Source organism: Pseudomonas sp. MWU318, from assembly GCF_016756945.1.
GTDB lineage: Bacteria > Pseudomonadota > Gammaproteobacteria > Pseudomonadales > Pseudomonadaceae > Aquipseudomonas > Aquipseudomonas putida_A.
In genome coordinates, this window is the sequence record NZ_JAESJL010000012.1 from 42714 (window position 1) to 61132 (window position 18419).

At 58.8% G+C, this 18419-nt stretch carries 13 protein-coding genes and 1 tRNA gene; 11 read left to right on the top strand and 3 right to left on the bottom strand.

Features of this window, described 5'->3' with window-relative positions; genetic code table 11:
• The first annotated feature begins 201 nt into the window (after positions 1–201).
• The 4 genes from JN524_RS24040 (at position 202) to JN524_RS24055 (ending at position 6350) form a co-directional block, all read left to right on the top strand.
• Positions 202–2124, top strand: a complete 1923-nt coding sequence (locus JN524_RS24040; RefSeq protein ID WP_003228848.1) for a PrkA family serine protein kinase — start codon at positions 202–204, stop codon at positions 2122–2124.
• A 107-nt stretch (positions 2125–2231) separates the two neighbouring features.
• Positions 2232–3503, top strand: coding sequence for a YeaH/YhbH family protein (locus tag JN524_RS24045; protein ID WP_003228849.1), 1272 nt, complete (start codon positions 2232–2234; stop codon positions 3501–3503).
• On the top strand, positions 3500–5062 hold the full coding sequence (locus JN524_RS24050; RefSeq protein ID WP_003228850.1) for a SpoVR family protein: 1563 nt from the start codon (positions 3500–3502) through the stop codon (positions 5060–5062). The genes JN524_RS24045 and JN524_RS24050 overlap by 4 nt, the downstream gene beginning before the upstream one ends.
• Before the next feature lie 64 nt (positions 5063–5126).
• Positions 5127–6350: a multifunctional CCA addition/repair protein gene (locus tag JN524_RS24055; protein ID WP_202370952.1), complete on the top strand. Its 1224-nt coding sequence runs from the start codon at positions 5127–5129 to the stop codon at positions 6348–6350.
• 79 nt (positions 6351–6429) lie between these two features.
• Here the strand turns inward: JN524_RS24055 and folK are convergent, their stop codons facing one another.
• Entirely contained in the window at positions 6430–6945 is a 516-nt protein-coding gene (gene folK / locus JN524_RS24060) for a 2-amino-4-hydroxy-6-hydroxymethyldihydropteridine diphosphokinase (RefSeq protein ID WP_202370953.1), read from the bottom strand.
• Positions 6936–7292, bottom strand: coding sequence for a dihydroneopterin aldolase (gene folB, locus JN524_RS24065; RefSeq protein ID WP_103521083.1), 357 nt, complete (start codon positions 7290–7292; stop codon positions 6936–6938). Before folB ends, folK begins: the two co-directional genes overlap by 10 nt.
• 74 nt (positions 7293–7366) lie before the next feature.
• On the opposite strand from folB, the gene plsY reads away from it, so the two are divergent.
• Positions 7367–7936, top strand: a complete 570-nt coding sequence (plsY, locus tag JN524_RS24070) for a glycerol-3-phosphate 1-O-acyltransferase PlsY (protein WP_027610711.1) — start codon at positions 7367–7369, stop codon at positions 7934–7936.
• 35 nt (positions 7937–7971) lie between these two features.
• On the opposite strand, the gene tsaD is transcribed toward plsY, so the two are convergent.
• Positions 7972–8997, bottom strand: a complete 1026-nt coding sequence (gene tsaD, locus JN524_RS24075; protein ID WP_202370954.1) for a tRNA (adenosine(37)-N6)-threonylcarbamoyltransferase complex transferase subunit TsaD — start codon at positions 8995–8997, stop codon at positions 7972–7974.
• Positions 8998–9196: 199 nt separating this feature from the next.
• Between tsaD and rpsU the strand changes: the two genes are divergently transcribed.
• From rpsU to JN524_RS24105, 6 genes are all read left to right on the top strand, one after another.
• On the top strand, positions 9197–9412 hold the full coding sequence (gene rpsU, locus JN524_RS24080; RefSeq protein ID WP_002551877.1) for a 30S ribosomal protein S21: 216 nt from the start codon (positions 9197–9199) through the stop codon (positions 9410–9412).
• Between the two features lie 481 nt (positions 9413–9893).
• Entirely contained in the window at positions 9894–11858 is a 1965-nt protein-coding gene (gene dnaG, locus JN524_RS24085; RefSeq protein WP_007966496.1) for a DNA primase, read from the top strand.
• Between the two features lie 67 nt (positions 11859–11925).
• A complete protein-coding gene (gene rpoD, locus JN524_RS24090) occupies positions 11926–13773 on the top strand; it encodes an RNA polymerase sigma factor RpoD (RefSeq protein ID WP_202370955.1) in 1848 nt (615 codons plus the stop codon).
• Positions 13774–13899: 126 nt separating this feature from the next.
• Positions 13900–17646, top strand: coding sequence for a bifunctional diguanylate cyclase/phosphodiesterase (locus JN524_RS24095; protein WP_202370956.1), 3747 nt, complete (start codon positions 13900–13902; stop codon positions 17644–17646).
• A gap of 15 nt (positions 17647–17661) precedes the next feature.
• A tRNA-Ile gene (locus JN524_RS24100) sits at positions 17662–17738 on the top strand.
• 230 nt (positions 17739–17968) lie between these two features.
• On the top strand, positions 17969–18166 hold the full coding sequence (locus tag JN524_RS24105) for a hypothetical protein (RefSeq protein WP_202371007.1): 198 nt from the start codon (positions 17969–17971) through the stop codon (positions 18164–18166).
• Positions 18167–18419: the final 253 nt, after the last annotated feature.

The following is an 18419-nucleotide window of genomic DNA, read 5'->3' on the forward strand; positions in this document are numbered from 1 at the left end:
TCGAATTCCCAACTATCCTTAAGCGCAGGCCATCCAAAACAGGGGAGAGCCGGTACACCGGCGCACGGGTCATCGGGAGTGACTTTCAAGGTTGTCGACCGCGAAAGTGTTCTGGGGGGTAAACAAGCGGCCACCGCGGCTGCTTGCCAGCATCGACTGAGTGATCCGGCGTCGGCTCCACGTATCGAGCGAGGTGACGTCATGAGTATCTTTAGCCACTTCCAACAACGCTTCGAGTCCACACGCCAGGAAGAACTCTCGCTGCAGGAGTACCTGGAGCTGTGCAAAAAGGACCGCAGCGCTTACGTTTCCGCCGCCGAGCGTCTATTGATGGCCATCGGCGAACCCGAGCTGCTCGACACGTCGACCAACTCGCGGCTGTCGCGGATCTTCTCCAATAAGGTGATTCGTCGCTATCCGGCCTTTGAAGACTTCCACGGGATGGAAGAATGCATCGACCAGATCGTCTCGTATTTCCGCCATGCCGCCCAAGGCCTGGAAGAGAAGAAACAGATCCTCTACCTGCTCGGCCCCGTCGGTGGCGGTAAATCGTCCCTGGCCGAGAAGCTGAAACAGCTGATGGAAAAAGTGCCCTTCTACGCGATCAAGGGCTCGCCGGTATTCGAATCGCCGCTGGGTCTGTTCAACGCCACCGAAGATGGCGCGATCCTCGAGGAAGACTTCGGCATCCCACGGCGCTACCTGAACACCATCATGTCGCCGTGGGCGACCAAACGCCTGGCCGAATTCGGCGGCGACATCAGCCAGTTCCGTGTGGTCAAACTGTACCCGTCGATCCTCAACCAGATCGCCGTGGCCAAGACCGAACCGGGCGACGAGAACAACCAGGACATCTCGGCGCTGGTCGGTAAGGTCGACATCCGCAAACTCGAGGAATACCCACAGAACGACGCCGACGCCTACAGCTACTCCGGTGCGCTGTGCCGGGCCAACCAGGGCCTGATGGAATTCGTCGAAATGTTCAAGGCACCGATCAAGGTGCTGCACCCATTGCTGACCGCCACCCAGGAAGGCAACTACAACAGTACCGAAGGGCTGGGGGCGATTCCGTTTACCGGGATCCTGCTCGCGCACTCCAACGAATCGGAATGGCACACCTTCCGCAACAACAAGAACAACGAAGCCTTCATCGACCGGATCTACATCGTCAAAGTGCCGTACTGCCTGCGGGTCAGCGACGAGGTGAAGATTTACGACAAATTGCTGTTCAACAGTTCGCTGGCCAAAGCCCACTGCGCCCCCGACACTCTGAAGATGCTGGCGCAGTTCACTGTGCTGTCGCGCCTCAAGGAGCCGGAAAACTCCAACATCTATTCGAAGATGCGTGTCTACGACGGGGAAAATCTCAAGGATACCGATCCGAAGGCCAAGTCGATCCAAGAATACCGCGATTCGGCGGGCGTCGACGAAGGCATGAACGGTCTGTCGACCCGCTTCGCCTTCAAGATCCTGTCCAAGGTGTTCAACTTCGATCCGCATGAAATCGCCGCCAACCCGGTGCACCTGTTGTATGTACTGGAACAACAGATCGAGCAGGAACAGTTCCAGGCCGAGACCCGCGAACGCTACCTGCGCTACCTCAAGGAATACCTGGCGCCGCGTTATATCGAATTCATCGGCAAGGAGATCCAGACCGCGTACCTGGAGTCTTACAGCGAATACGGGCAGAACATCTTCGACCGCTACGTGCTGTATGCGGACTTCTGGATCCAGGATCAGGAATACCGCGATCCGGAAACCGGCGAGATTCTCAACCGCGTCGCCCTGAACGAAGAACTGGAGAAAATCGAGAAACCGGCGGGCATCAGCAATCCGAAGGATTTCCGCAACGAAATCGTCAACTTCGTGTTGCGCGCCCGAGCCAACAACAACGGCAAGAACCCGACCTGGCTCAGCTACGAGAAACTGCGGGTGGTCATCGAGAAGAAAATGTTCTCGAACACCGAAGACCTGCTGCCAGTCATCAGCTTCAATGCCAAGGCCAGCAAAGAGGATCAACAGAAACACAACGACTTCGTCACTCGAATGGTCGAACGCGGCTACACCGACAAACAGGTAAGACTTCTGTCCGAATGGTACCTACGGGTCCGGAAATCGCAGTAAAACAGCTACAAGCTTCAAGCTACGAGCTGCAAGAAAAAAGCATGTGAACCCTGTGCTTCTACTTGCGGCTCGCGGCTCACAACTTGAAGCTGCCCGGAGGGCCACGTATGAGCTATGTGATCGACCGACGTCTCAATGGCAAGAACAAGAGCACGGTAAACCGCCAGCGCTTTCTGCGGCGTTACCGTGATCACATCAAGAAGGCTGTCGAAGAGGCGGTCAGCCGCCGTTCCATTACCGACATGGAACACGGCGAACAGATCAGTATTCCCGGTCGCGATATCGACGAACCGGTGCTTCACCACGGTCGCGGCGGCAAGCAGACCGTGGTTCACCCCGGCAACAAGGAATTCACTGCCGGCGAACATATCGCCAGGCCTCCGGGGGGCGGCGGTGGACGCGGTCCCGGCAAGGCTGGCAATTCCGGCGAGGGCATGGACGAATTCGTCTTCCAGATCACTCAGGAAGAATTCCTTGAATTCATGTTCGAGGACCTCGAACTGCCGAACCTGGTTAAACGCAACCTCAGTGGTACCGACACGTTCAAGACCGTGCGCGCCGGGATCAGCAACGAGGGCAACCCATCGCGGATCAACATCATCCGCACCCTGCGTTCGGCCCACGCCCGGCGCATTGCGCTGTCCGGCAGCAGCCGGGCCAAACTGCGCGAAGCCAAAGAGGAACTGGCGCGATTAAAGCGCGAAGAGCCGGACAACTTCGGTGATATTCAGGAACTCGAAGCAGAAATCGAAAAACTCAGCGCGCGCATCCATCGCGTGCCGTTCCTCGATACGTTCGATCTCAAATACAACCTGCTGATCAAGCAACCCAACCCCAGCTCGAAGGCGGTGATGTTCTGCCTGATGGACGTGTCCGGCTCGATGACCCAGGCGACCAAGGACATCGCCAAACGCTTTTTCATCCTGTTGTACCTGTTCCTCAAGCGGAACTACGACAAGATCGATGTGGTGTTCATCCGCCATCACACCAGCGCTCGGGAAGTGGACGAGGAAGAGTTTTTCTATTCACGGGAAACCGGCGGCACCATCGTCTCCAGCGCCCTGAAGCTGATGCAGGAGATCATGGCCGAGCGCTACCCGAGCAACGAATGGAACATCTACGCCGCGCAGGCTTCCGACGGCGACAACTGGAACGATGACTCGCCGATCTGCCGCGACATCCTGATCAATCAGATCATGCCGTTTGTGCAGTACTACACTTATGTGGAGATCACCCCGCGCGAACACCAGGCCCTCTGGTACGAATACGAACGCATCGCCGAAGCCTTTTCCGACACGTTTGCCCAGCAGCAACTGGTCTCGGCCGGGGATATCTATCCGGTCTTCCGTGAACTCTTCCAGCGCAGGTTAGTGACATGACCGCCAAAGAGCAGAAACGCCAACCCATTTCCACCGGCTCCGAATGGACGTTCGAGCTGATCCAGGCCTACGACCGCGAAATCGCCCGGATTGCGGCCGGCTATGCCTTGGACACCTATCCCAACCAGATCGAAGTGATCACCGCCGAACAGATGATGGATGCCTATGCCTCGGTCGGCATGCCACTGGGCTATCACCACTGGTCCTACGGCAAACACTTCCTCAGCACCGAGAAATCCTACAGCCGCGGCCAGATGGGGCTGGCCTACGAGATCGTGATCAACTCGGATCCGTGCATCGCCTACCTGATGGAGGAAAACACCATCTGCATGCAGGCGCTGGTGGTGGCGCACGCGTGCTATGGCCACAACAGTTTCTTCAAGGGCAATTACCTGTTCCGCACCTGGACCGATGCGAGTTCGATCATCGACTACCTGGTGTTCGCCAAGCAGTACATCATGCAATGCGAGGAGCGCCACGGTATCGATGCGGTGGAAGACCTGCTCGACTCCTGCCATGCGCTGATGAATTACGGGGTCGACCGCTACAAACGTCCCTACCCGATTTCCGCCGAGGAAGAACGCCGGCGGCAGAAGGATCGCGAAGAACACATGCAGAAGCAGATCAACGATCTGTGGCGCACCATCCCCAAAGGCGCGGACAAGTACAGCGACAAGGACAACGCCAGGTTCCCGGCCGAACCGCAGGAAAACATCCTGTATTTCATCGAGAAGCACGCGCCGTTGCTGGAGCCGTGGCAACGGGAGATCGTGCGGATCGTGCGCAAGATCGCCCAGTATTTTTATCCCCAGCGTCAGACTCAGGTGATGAACGAAGGCTGGGCCACGTTCTGGCACTACACCCTGATGAACGACCTGTACGACGAGGGCCTGGTGACTGACGGGTTCATGATGGAATTCCTCACCTCGCATACCAGCGTAGTGTTCCAGCCAGGCTTCGACAGCCCTTACTACAACGGGATCAACCCTTACGCACTGGGCTTCGCGATGTATCGCGACATCCGCCGCATGTGCGAAAACCCCACCGAGGAAGACCGGCGCTGGTTCCCGGACATCGCCGGATCCGACTGGCTGTCGAGCATCAAGTTTGCCATGAGCAGCTTCAAGGATGAGAGCTTCATCCTCCAGTACCTGTCACCAAAAGTGATCCGCGACCTCAAGCTGTTCAGCATTCTCGATGACGATCAGAAGGACGATTTGCTGGTTCCGGCGATCCACGACGAAACCGGTTACAGGATCATCCGCGAAACCTTGGCCGCGCAGTACAACCTCGGCAACCGCGAGCCAAACGTGCAGATCTACAGCATTGACCGGCGCGGCGACCGCTCGCTGACCCTGCGTCATCAACAACACGACCGCAAACCCTTGGGCGATTCCACCGACGAGGTACTGAAACATCTGCACCGCCTGTGGGGCTTCGACATTCACCTGGAAACCCTGCAGGGCGACCAGATCATGAAAACCCACCACGTACCGCCGCGAAGTGAACACAGCGAAGGCGATTACGGGCGGCTCGATCTGGCCGTGATTCATCTTTAGAAGCGGCTCTGACCTCCGAAAGTCCGACGCAAGGGTTATCCTGTTGGGCTAACGGAGGTTTTTTATGCAGATTTTCAAGGTTGGCGGTGCGGTACGCGATCGCTTGCTCGGCTTACCGGTGACCGATATTGATTGGGTAGTGGTCGGCGCTACGGCGGACGAAATGCTCGCCAAGGGTTATCGCCCGGTTGGCGCGGATTTTCCGGTATTCCTTCACCCCAAGACCGGCGAGGAATATGCCCTCGCCCGCACCGAACGCAAAAGCGGTCGTGGTTATGGCGGGTTCACTTTTCACGCCAGCCCTGACGTCACTCTTGAAGAAGACCTGATTCGCCGTGACCTGACCATCAATGCTATGGCCGAGGACGACCAGCAGAACCTCACCGATCCGTATCATGGCCAGCGCGACCTCGAAGCGCGCATCCTGCGCCACGTTTCCCCTGCATTCGCTGAAGATCCGCTCAGAGTTCTGCGCGTTGCGCGCTTCGCCGCCCGTTATGCCGGACTTGGCTTCACTGTCGCAACGGAGACTCTGGAACTAATGCGCCAGCTCAGCGAGTCTGGTGAACTGCAGGCGCTGACTGCCGAACGCAGCTGGAAGGAAATCTCCCGCGCACTGATGGAAGATCAGCCGCAAGTGTTCATCCAGGTGCTGCGCGACTGCGGCGCCCTGAAAGAACTGATGCCGGAAGTCGACGCACTGTTCGGTGTACCGCAACCGGAGGCTCATCACCCGGAAATCGACAGCGGCATCCACACCTTGAGCGTGCTCGAACAAGCGGCATTGCACCAACAGCCGCTGACGGTCCGCTGGGCCTGCCTGCTGCATGACCTCGGCAAAGGCCTGACGCCGGAAGAAGAATGGCCAAGGCACATCGCTCACGAGCACACCGGTCTGAAGCTGATCAAAGCGGTCAACGAGCGCTTCAAGGCGCCGAAGGACTGTCAGGAACTGGCGTTGCTGGTGGGTCAGTACCACACCCATGGCCACCGCGCCCTGGAGCTGAAGGCGTCAACTTTGCTGGAGCTATTGCAGAGCTTTGACGTATATCGCCGACCGCAGCGTTTTGAGGAATTCGTTGTCGCCTGCGAGATGGATGCCCGCGGGCGCAAGGGCCTCGAGCAGCGCAGTTATCCACAGGCGGATTATCTGCGTGGTGCGGCCAGCGTGGCGCGTGGCGTGGCAGTGCAGCCTTTACTGGAGAAGGGATTCAAAGGCCCGGAGCTGGGCGAGGCGCTCAAGCGTGAGCGCCTCAAGGCGTTGAAGGCGTACAAGGAAAACCGCTAAAGCAACATCAAAAGATCGCAGCCTGCGGCAGCGCCTACATGGAAACGCGCGTCCCCGTGCAGGCTGCGATCTTTTGCTCTCAAAGGTTCAAAGGCGTGAGCTGTTCGCCACGCCATTCAAATCCAACCGGCGCCAACACCTGATCAATTTGCGCCTCGGCCCACAACGTCGCGAAGCTTTTTCCCACACCTGGATGCACTCGATCCGGCGCGATCAGCGACAGCGGCCACAGCACAAAGGCGTTTTTCAAGATTTCGGCACGCGGCAGAATCAAGCCGTCGAAGTTACCGGTCAGATCGCCGTACAACAGCACGTCGATATCCAGCGGTAAACCCTTGCGATCCGGTGCATAGCGACCGTTATCGGCCTCGATGAATTTCAGGCGCCGATCCAGCTCCATCAAGGGCAGATCGGTAAGCGCCGAGACCACGAAATTGAAGAAAGGCCCGCTCTTGATCCCCACCGGCTGACTCTCGAACACCGCCGAACAGCGGATATCCACCAGAAACGTCGCCAATGCGTCGAGTCCGGCGCGCAAATGGGTTTCGCGCTCGATATTGCTACCGAGCCCGAGGTACACCTGAGTCAGCGACATCCGCGCTCGATCTCCACACCCACGCCACCCTTGGCGGCCGGCACGGCGCCCGGCTTGGTCAGCTTCAGGCGAACCCAGGTGATCTTGAATTCGGCCATCAGCACTTCGACCAGACGCTCGGCAAAGGTCTCGACCAGTTGATATTGCGCTTGCTCGGCAAACGCCTGGATGCGCGTGGAAACACTGGCGTAATCGAGCGCCAGGGTCAGGTCGTCACCGGCCGCAGCCGGGCGATTGTCCCAGGCGAAGCTCAGATCAAGACGCAGGCACTGTCGAATGCCGCGCTCCCAGTCGTAAGCACCGATCACGGTGTCGACTTCCAGGCCCTCGATAAACACTCTGTCCAAGCACTTTTCTCCGCTGCACGACAAGGGCGCAATGCGCCGTTAGAATCAGGGCGTCCTCGCCCGGAATAGTTAGCATGTTTTGGTTACTGGCGACTCTCGCCTACCTGCTCGGCTCTCTGTCCTTCGCCATTTTGCTCAGCCGCCTGACCGGAAACCCGGATCCGCGAATGAGTGGCTCGGGTAATGCCGGCGCCACCAACATGCTGCGCCTGGTCGGTCGCAAACTGGCGATCCTGACCCTGCTCGGTGATCTCTGCAAAGGCCTGGTACCGGTGCTGATCGCAGCGGCCGCTGGCCTTTCGTTGCAGGATCAGGCCTGGATCGGCGTGTGCGCCGTTATCGGTCACCTGTTCCCGCTGTATTTCCGTTTTCGCGGCGGCAAAGGCGTCGCCACGGCTGCCGGCATGCTGCTGGGCCTGTATCCACCCGCTGCACTGCTGGCAGTGTGCGCCTGGCTGCTGACGTTCTACCTGACCCGTACCAGCTCGCTGGCGGCGCTGATCGCCACGCCCCTGACCTTGCCCTTACTCGCGTGGCAAGAACCGGAAGCGCTGCTGCCGATGAGCGCATTGACATTGCTGATCGTCTGGCGCCACCGCGGCAATCTACGCGACCTGTTTGCCGGGCGCGAACGGCATTTTTAAATACCGCTCACCGACACCACCAATCGCACCGCCAATCACAGTGCCGACAGCTGCTCCATCGGCCAGCGTGCCTGCACGCTGATCGCCAGACTTTCCTGCTGACCGGCCTGCAAACGCTGACAACCGGCAAACGCGATCATCGCGCCATTGTCGGTGCAGAACTCCGGGCGGGCGTAGAACACATCGCCCTGCATGTCGCCGAGCATCTTTTCCAGCGAAGCGCGCAAGGCCTTGTTGGCGCTGACGCCGCCAGCGATCACCAGACGCTTCATGCCCGCGTGTTTCAGGGCGCGCTTGCACTTGATGGTCAAAGTCTCCACCACGGCCTGTTGGAACGCCAGCGCGATGTCGCAACGGGCTTGCTCGCTGTCGTCCCCGGCGTTGACGCATTGCTGCCAGGTATTGAGAGCAAAGGTCTTCAAGCCGCTGAAGCTGAAATCCAGACCCGGGCGATCACACATCGGACGCGGGAAGGTGAAACGTCCTGCGACGCCCTTCTCGGCCAGCTTGGCGATTTCCGGCCCGCCCGGATAATTGAGGCCCATCATTTTCGCGGTTTTGTCGAACGCTTCGCCGGCAGCATCGTCGAGGGTCTCGCCGAGCAGGCTGTATTGGCCAATACCATCGACCTGAACCAGCTGCGTATGCCCCCCGGAAACCAACAAAGCGACGAACGGGAATTCCGGCGGTTTTGGCTCCAGCATCGGCGCCAGCAAGTGGCCTTCCATATGGTGCACACCGAGTGCCGGAATGCCCCAGGCAAATGCCAGCGCCTGAGCGCACGAGGCACCGACCAGCAGCGCCCCGACCAGGCCCGGGCCCGCGGTGTAGGCGATCGCATCAATCTCGGTCGGCACGCAGTCGGCCTCGGCCAACACCTGACGAATCAAGGGCAGCATGCGTTTGACATGGTCACGCGAGGCCAGCTCCGGCACCACGCCGCCATAGACGCGGTGCAGGTCGATCTGGCTGAACAGCGCGTCGGCCAGCAGGCCGTGTTCACTGTCGTATAATGCGACGCCGGTCTCGTCGCAGGAGGTTTCTAATCCCAGTACTAGCATGGGTTTGCGCCTTGTTTAGGCTGAATTCGAAGGCGCGCATAATAGTCGCCATGCGATGCCCCGACTAGCGGTTTTCGATCAGAGGCTTTGCATTCCGAGCGATGAGGGGTTAACATCCGCAACCCTTAAAAACCGACGTCTTCAAGTGCTCTTTTGCCGCGAGGATGTTGACCCCGGTAATGAATGAAGGTAGCTCTGGATGCCAGCCGTCAAAGTTAAAGAGAACGAACCCTTCGACGTAGCTCTGCGTCGTTTCAAGCGCTCCTGCGAAAAAGCCGGTGTACTGGCTGAAGTTCGTAGCCGCGAATTTTACGAGAAGCCAACTTCTGAGCGTAAGCGCAAAGCAGCAGCCGCTGTTAAGCGTCACGCCAAGAAAGTTCAGCGCGAACAGCGCCGCGCCGTTCGTCTGTACTAATACACAGACGATCGTAGCAAGCTTCTTGCCTAAGCCCGGCCCTCAGCCGGGCTAATGGCATTTGCGTAAAACGCTTGATGCTTCACCGTCGAAGCCGCACACGCGACCGAGACAAACCTGCTTCACGCGTCAGACCTGGCTCTTTTGCCAGCGGTGCACGTCTTTTCTGACGAGCCTTTCAAGGCTACTGACGAGCACACCCACTGATTCCTCTTACGACGATCAGCCCAAGGCACCTGCATGCGTGCCCGCTTTATTGAGCTATCCGAGGCCATTTATCGGCCGTCAGCGGATTCAGCGCAACACTTTCAAATAGTCGAAAACTGATGAGTACTAACGTCAGTGGTTTTTCGGCAGATACACTTCCCGACAGCGATCACGCAACCGAACCCGGTCGAGCCGCCCATTTTGTGCGCCTCACTCAAGACCTGCGTCCGGCCGCCCTTCGCATCGGACTCATTACAGCGCAGACGAGAACGCCATGGCCGGGCTGATTCCCCAGAGCTTTATTGACGACCTCCTGAACCGCACCGACATCGTCGACGTGGTCAGCTCGCGTGTGCAACTGAAAAAGGCCGGCAAGAACTACACCGCCTGCTGCCCGTTCCATAAAGAGAAAACCCCGTCGTTCAGCGTCAGCCCGGACAAGCAGTTCTATTACTGCTTCGGCTGCGGCGCCGGCGGCAATGCCCTCGGCTTTCTCATGGACCACGACAACCTGGATTTCCCTCAGGCCGTCGAGGACCTGGCCAAAGCCGCCGGCATGGAAATCCCCCGCGAAGAAAGCGGCCGCCCGCACAAACCGCGACAGCCAACCGATTCGCCGCTGTACCCGCTGCTCACCGCCGCCGCCGACTTCTACCGCCAGGCACTCAAGAGCCATCCGGCGCGCAAAGCCGCCGTGGATTACCTCAAGGGCCGCGGCCTGACCGGCGAGATCGCCCGGGACTTCGGTCTCGGTTTCGCGCCGCCGGGCTGGGACAATCTGTTCAAGCACTTGAGCAGCGACACTTTGCAGCAGAAGGCCATGATCGACGCCGGCCTGCTGATCGAGAACGCCGAAACCGGTAAACGCTACGACCGCTTCCGCGATCGCGTGATGTTCCCGATTCGCGATACCCGCGGCCGCATCATCGCTTTCGGTGGCCGGGTACTGGGTGACGACAAGCCGAAATATCTGAACTCGCCGGAAACCCCGGTATTTCACAAAGGCCAGGAACTCTACGGCCTCTATGAAGCACGCAAGAACAACCGCAACCTCGACGAAATCATTGTCGTCGAGGGTTACATGGACGTCATCGCCCTCGCCCAGCAGGGTTTGCGTAATGCCGTCGCAACCTTGGGCACAGCGACCAGCGAAGAGCACCTCAAGCGCCTGTTTCGTGTCGTGCCCAACGTCTTGTTCTGTTTCGACGGAGACCAGGCCGGCCGCAATGCGGCATGGCGCGCCCTGGAAGCGACACTGCCGTGCCTGCAGGACGGTCGCCGTGCGCGCTTCCTGTTCCTGCCCGAAGGCGAAGACCCGGACACCCTGGTTCGCGCCGAAGGCACTGATGCCTTCAAGGCCCGAATCAACCAACATGCGCAGCCGCTGGCCGATTATTTCTTCCAGCAACTGACCGAGGAAGCCGATCCGCGCTCGCTCGAAGGCAAGGCCCATATGGCCACCCTCGCCGCACCGCTGATCGACAAAGTTCCGGGCGCCAACCTGCGCATCCTGATGCGCCAGCGCCTGACCGAAATTACCGGTCTGAGCAGCGAAACCGTCAGCCAGCTGGCGCAAAGCGCGCCGCAGGAAGCGCCGCCCGCCTACGATCCGGGCATCGATTACGACGCAATGCCGGATTACAGCGACTACCATCAGCCGCAGGCACAGGACATGTATGTGCCGCAACAGGAGTGGACGCCGAAGAAACCCGGCGCCGGCGGCAAGAAATGGGACAAGAAGCCCTGGGACAAGAATGGCAAGCGTGGCGGCGATCGCGATCAACAACGCCCGCGCACGCCGATTGGCGTCGAATCGCCAACTCTTACCGCACTGCGTACATTGCTGCACCACCCGCAACTGGCAGAGCGCGTCGAAGACGCCGGGCACATTGCGGACGAAAATCAGACCAACGCACAGTTGCTTGTGGCGCTGCTCGAAGCCGTACAGAAGAATCCCAAGCTAAACTCATTTCAGTTGATCGCGCGATGGCACGGCACTGAACAGGGTCGCTTGTTGAAAGCGCTGGCGGAAAAGGAGTGGCTGATTGACGGAGAAAACCTTGAACAACAGTTTTTCGACACCATTACTAGCTTGTCAGCCCGCCAACGCGAGCGAAATCTGGAACAGTTGCTCAGGAAAGCGCGTCAAAGCGAACTGAGCGCCGAAGAGAAAAATCAACTGCGCGACCTTTTAAGTCGCAATGTTTCCGCATCAAACCCGACCTCAACTGGCGCGTGAGGTCATAGCTCAGGTATAATCCTCGGCTTGTTTTTTGCCCGCCAAGACCTTCAGTGGATAGGGTGTTATGTCCGGAAAAGCGCAACAGCAGTCTCGTATTATTGAGTTGATCAAACTGGGTCGTGAGCAGAAGTATCTGACTTACGCCGAGGTCAACGACCACCTGCCCGAGGATATTTCAGATCCGGAGCAGGTGGAAGACATCATCCGCATGATTAACGACATGGGGATCCCCGTACACGAGAGTGCTCCGGATGCGGACGCCCTTATGTTGGCCGACGCCGATACCGACGAGGCCGCTGCGGAAGAAGCAGCCGCTGCGTTGGCAGCGGTGGAGACCGATATCGGTCGCACCACTGACCCGGTGCGCATGTACATGCGTGAAATGGGTACGGTCGAGCTTCTGACTCGTGAAGGCGAAATCGAAATCGCCAAACGTATCGAAGAAGGCATCCGTGAAGTGATGAGCGCGATCGCGCACTTCCCTGGCACGGTTGACCACATTCTCTCCGAGTACACTCGCGTCACCACCGAGGGTGGTCGCCTGTCCGACGTTCTGAGCGGTTACATCGACCCGGACGACGGCATCGCGCCGCCGGCTGCCGAAGTGCCACCGCCGATCGACGCGAAAGCCGCCAAGGCTGACGACGATACCGATGACGATGAAGCCGAAGCTTCGGATGACGAAGAAGAAGCCGAAAGCGGTCCGGATCCGGTCATCGCTGCCCAGCGTTTTGGCGCTGTGTCCGACCAGATGGAAATCACCCGCAAGGCCCTGAAAAAGCACGGTCGTCACAACAAGGCAGCGATTGCCGAGTTGCTGGCCCTGGCCGAGTTGTTCATGCCGATCAAACTGGTGCCGAAGCAATTCGAAGCCCTGGTCGAGCGTGTTCGCAGTGCCTTGGATCGTCTGCGTCAGCAAGAGCGCGCGATCATGCAACTGTGTGTACGTGATGCTCGTATGCCACGCGCCGATTTCCTGCGTCAGTTCCCGGGCAATGAAGTCGACGAAAGCTGGTCCGACGCGCTGGCCAAAGGCAAGAGCAAATACGCCGAAGCCATTGGTCGCGTGCAGCCGGACATCATCCGTTGCCAGCAGAAGCTGATCGCGCTGGAAACCGAGACCGGTCTGACCATCGCTGAAATCAAGGACATCAACCGTCGCATGTCGATCGGTGAGGCCAAGGCCCGCCGCGCGAAGAAAGAGATGGTTGAAGCCAACTTGCGTCTGGTGATCTCGATCGCCAAGAAGTACACCAACCGCGGTCTGCAATTCCTCGATCTGATCCAGGAAGGCAACATCGGTCTGATGAAAGCGGTGGACAAGTTCGAATACCGTCGTGGTTACAAGTTCTCGACTTATGCCACCTGGTGGATCCGTCAGGCGATCACTCGCTCGATCGCCGACCAGGCCCGCACCATCCGTATTCCGGTGCACATGATCGAGACGATCAACAAGCTCAACCGCATTTCCCGCCAGATGCTGCAGGAAATGGGTCGCGAACCGACCCCGGAAGAGCTGGGCGAACGCATGGAAATGCCTGAGGACAAGATTCGCAAGGTATTGAAGATCGCTAAAGAGCCGATCTCCATGGAGACCCCGATCGGTGATGACGAAGACTCTCATCTGGGTGACTTCATCGAAGACTCGACCATGCAGTCGCCAATCGATGTTGCAACCGTTGAAAGCCTGAAAGAAGCGACTCGCGAAGTGCTGTCCGGCCTCACTGCCCGTGAAGCCAAGGTTCTGCGCATGCGCTTCGGTATCGACATGAACACCGACCACACACTCGAAGAAGTGGGCAAACAGTTTGACGTAACGCGTGAGCGGATCCGTCAGATCGAAGCCAAAGCGCTGCGCAAGCTGCGCCACCCGACGCGAAGCGAGCATCTGCGCTCCTTCCTCGACGAGTGACACCAGAACCCCCGGCCCAGGCCGGGGGTTTTGTTTATGCGGCAGATTAAATCCCTCGCACCACCCCTCCCCGGCATACCCCGTCTACACTCGAAACAATGAATCCCGTGCCATAACGAGACGGTTATGCCCAGACTGGCGCCCGTGCTTTTCTTGCTGTCACTGATGATCTGGACCGCAACGGCTGACGCGCTGACTCTGACCGATGAAGAACGTAGCTGGCTGGCGGCTCACCCGGACTTGCGCCTGGGTGTCGATGCGTCGTGGCCGCCGTTCGAATTCCGCGATGAACAGAATCGCTATCAGGGCCTGGCCGCCGACTACATCGACGTGATCCGCCAGCGCCTGTCGATCAAACTCAATCCGATCGAGCCCTCAAGCTGGACCGAAGTCCTGGCGCAGGTGAAAACCGGCAAGATCGACCTGTTGCCGGGGATCATGTCCACGCCGGAGCGCCAGAACTATCTGTCGTTTACCCGTCCCTACCTCGATTTCCCGATCGTGATCCTCGCCCACATCGGCGGCGCTCAGCCGCGCAAAATCGAGGATCTGTACGGTCTGAAGATCGCGGTGGTGGAAAACTACGCCCCCCACGAACTCCTGCGCACCCACCATCCCGACCTGAATCTGGTGGCCATGCCCAATGTCAGCTCGGCCTTGCAGGCTCTGGCTACCGACGAGGTAGACGCCGTGGTCGGCGACCTTGCCTCCAGCGTCTGGAGTCTGCGGCAGCTCAAGCTCGACGGTTTGTACGTGAGTGGCGAAACCCCGTATCGCTATCAGTTGGCAATGGGCGTACCCCGCGAAAACAAAATGCTGGTGGGCATTCTGGACAAAGTCCTGGCGGACATGAGCCCCGAGGAGATCAGCAGCATTCAGGAACATTGGGTCGGCAATGTTCTGGATCATCGGACATTCTGGTCAGACCTGCTGATCTACGGTCTGCCGGGCCTGTTATTGCTGGTGATCATCCTGGCGGTGGTCATTCGTATCAATCGCCGTCTGAGTTCGGAAATCGCCCGCCGCGTCGACCTCGAACAGGAATTGCGCAGCAGCGAATACCACTACCGCGGACTGGTGGAGAGCCTTTCGGCCATCGCCTGGGAAGCGCGCATGAGCGACTTCACCTACAGCTATGTGTCACCACATGCCGAGGATCTGCTCGGTTATCCACAGGCGCACTGGCTGATTCCGGGCTTCTGGCGCAACATCATCCACCCCGCCGACCTGACTCGCGCCCAAGCCATCTGCGACGACGCGGTGCGCGAAGGACGCGATCACACCCTCGACTATCGGGTGATTACCGCAGACGGGCGCTGCCTGTGGGTGCGCGATATTGTCAGCCTGATCGAGCACGGCCATGAGCCGGTGATGCGCGGATTGATGATCGACATCAGCGAAACCAAGCGCACCGAGGAAGCACTACGCCTGTCTGAGCAAAAGTTCGCCTCGGTGTTCCAGCAATGCCCGGACATCCTGGTAATCGCGCGACTGTCCGACGGCTGCCTGCTGGAGGTCAATGAAGCCTTTGAAGAGCAGATTGGCCTGAAGGCGGAAGACGTGGTCGGCCAGACCGCCACTGAACTGAATATCTGGGGCATCCCCGGGGTCGGGCCCGGGCTGTTACAGCGCTTGCAGGCCGGCAGCATCCGCAACCTGGAGATGCCCTTTCGCCGCAACAACGGCCAGGTGTTCACCGGTCTGATCTCCGCCGAGCCCTTCGACCTCGATACCACTCCGGCGCTGGTGGTGGTCGTGCGCGACATCACCCAGCTCAAGGAAACCCAGCAGCAACTGCAAACCTCCGAAGAAAAGTTCGCCAAGGCTTTTCATGCCTCACCGGACGGCTTGCTGCTGTCGCGTCAGAGCGATGGCTTGCTGCTGGAAGTCAACGAGGGCTTCAGTCGCATCACCGGATTCAACAGCGCTATGTCGGTGGATCGCTCGGCGCTGGATCTGGGGATCTGGGTCAACCTCAACGAACGCAAGCAGATGCTCGACCTGTTGCACCGCGATGGCTTCGTGCGCGATTTCACCTGCCATATCCGCCGCAGCGACGGGCAGATCCGTCTGTGCGAAGTGTCCAGCCGTCCGCTGCCGATCGGCGAAGAAGACTGCATGTTGACCATTGCCCGGGACATCACCGAGCGCCATTTGATGCAGGAAAAACTGCAGCAGGCCGCCACCGTTTTCGAAAGCACCGCCGAAGGCGTGTTGATCACCGACACCCAGCAGCACATCAGCGCGGTCAACCGTGCGTTCACCGAAATCACCGGCTACAGCGAAAGCGAGGCGCTCGGCCACACCCCGCGTCTGCTCGCCTCGGGACTGCATGACAGCGCGTTTTATGCGGCAATGTGGCACCAGTTGACTGCTGAGGGACACTGGCAGGGCGAGATTTCCAACCGGCGCAAGAACGGCGAGTTGTATCCGAGCTGGCTGACCATCAGCGCCGTACGTAATCGCGACAAGTTCATCACCCACTTTGTTGCGGTGTTTGCCGATATCTCCAGCCTCAAACACGCACAAGCCAAGCTCGATTATCAGGCGCACCATGACCCGCTCACCGGCCTGCCGAATCGCACCCTGTTCGAAAGTCGCCTGCTCACCGCGCTGAACAGTCAGCAGGAAAACGGTGGTCAGGGAGCGGTACTGTTCCTCGATCTCGACCGTTTCAAACACATCAACGACAGCCTTGGCCACCCGGTCGGCGACCTGCTGCTCAAAGGCATTGCCGTACGTTTGAAAGAACAGCTACGCGATATCGACACCGTCGCACGACTGGGCGGTGATGAATTCATCATTCTGTTGCCGGGTCTGCAACAAGCCAGCGATGCCGACAACATCGCATTCAAACTGCTCAACTGCTTTGGCGCACCGTTTCAGGCCGGTGAGCACGAGTTTTTCATCAGCGCCAGCATCGGCACCAGCCTCTATCCACGGGACGGCTGCGATGTCGCCACCTTGGTGAAAAACGCCGACGCGGCGATGTACCGCTCCAAGGCCAAGGGCCGCAACCGCGTCGAAAGCTACACTCGCGACCTCACCGCCCAGGCCAGCGAACGTGTCGCACTGGAGCATGAACTGCGCCGGGCCATCGAGCGCGGAGAGTTGTTCCTCTACTACCAACCAAAAATCAGCCTCGACGACCATCGCCTGGTCGGCGCCGAAGCACTGATCCGCTGGCGACACCCAACCTTCGGCGAAGTACCGCCGGAGCACTTCATCCCGTTGGCCGAAGAGAACGGCATGATCCTGCAGATAGGTGATTGGGTGCTGGAAACCGCCTGCCGGCAGATGTTCGAGTGGAGCCAGATCTACGACAGCCTCGGCCCGCTGTCGGTCAACCTCGCCGGTGCGCAACTACGCCAGCCGAATCTGCTCGGGCGCATCGAACAATTGCTCAGGGACAACCGCCTGCAGCCGGATTTACTGCAACTGGAAATTACCGAAAACTTCATCATGAGCCAGGCCGAAGAAGCACTGGCGGTGCTGCACCAGCTCAAACATCTGGGGGTTCAACTGGCGATCGACGACTTCGGCACTGGTTATTCTTCGCTCAGTTACCTGAAACGCCTGCCGCTGGACATCCTCAAGATTGACCAGTCTTTTGTTCGCGGATTGCCCGATGACCCGCACGACGCGGCGATTGTCCGCGCGATCATCGCTCTGGGCCGGAGCATGCAATTCACCGTGATCGCCGAAGGCGTCGAGACCCAGGCCCAGCAACAATTCCTCGCCGCCGAAGGTTGCGAACAGATCCAGGGCTACATCGTCAGCCTGCCGCTGCCCCCGGAAGAATTCGCCGCAACGTTTCTTCGTGTAACCGTATCGGATTATTCGGATAGCACAGCCGCCAAACCGTCGCTATAATCCGCGGCCTACTGAGGGCCTATAGCTCAGTTGGTTAGAGCAGAGGACTCATAATCCTTTGGTCCACGGTTCAAGTCCGTGTGGGCCCACCACATTTGAAAGCCGCGCAATTGCGCGGCTTTTTCTTGGGCGATCGGTTGAGGGGACAATCTTTGCGAGCGCAATGTTCGGAAGACCTCCCCGAAGGCTGTAGGAGTGTTCCGAAGTTATGTTTTCTCCCCTCCCCGTGCCTTGTTGACTGTTTCCCCAGACAAGTAATCTCCGGACGCCACCGCCCGTCCAGGATTGTTTTTATGCTTGTGAATGCTATGGCGGTTTCCGATTGGCATTCATCAACGCCTATGAGGCAAAAAACGACATGCTCGTAGTGGTCGATGTGGGAAACGGGCACGTCCTCTGGAATTTCATGCACGCTCCGTCAAGAGCAATGAACAAGCACCGCCAAGGCGATCTTTTGTACAAACGGTACATTCTTGAAGACAAAGAAAAGGGCAGCCCGTTGGCTGCCCTCGATATTTGAATCCTGATATTTGCATCCTCAGGAAATGGGATGAAGAGGTCTCACCTTACACCGATGTTGCAGCATCGCTGAGGTACCTACGTCCGCTAAAGCCCTGCAAGGCAGCAGATTTCGCGCTCTTGTTGGCATTCTTGATAAATAGGCCCGGCAAGTCAAACCAGATATTTGATGTTTGTTTTGGCGCAACGATTGCCTCCACGCATAAGTGACGTGTTCAGTCAGCGCCAGCAGCGTGTCGCCGATAGTGCCTGTA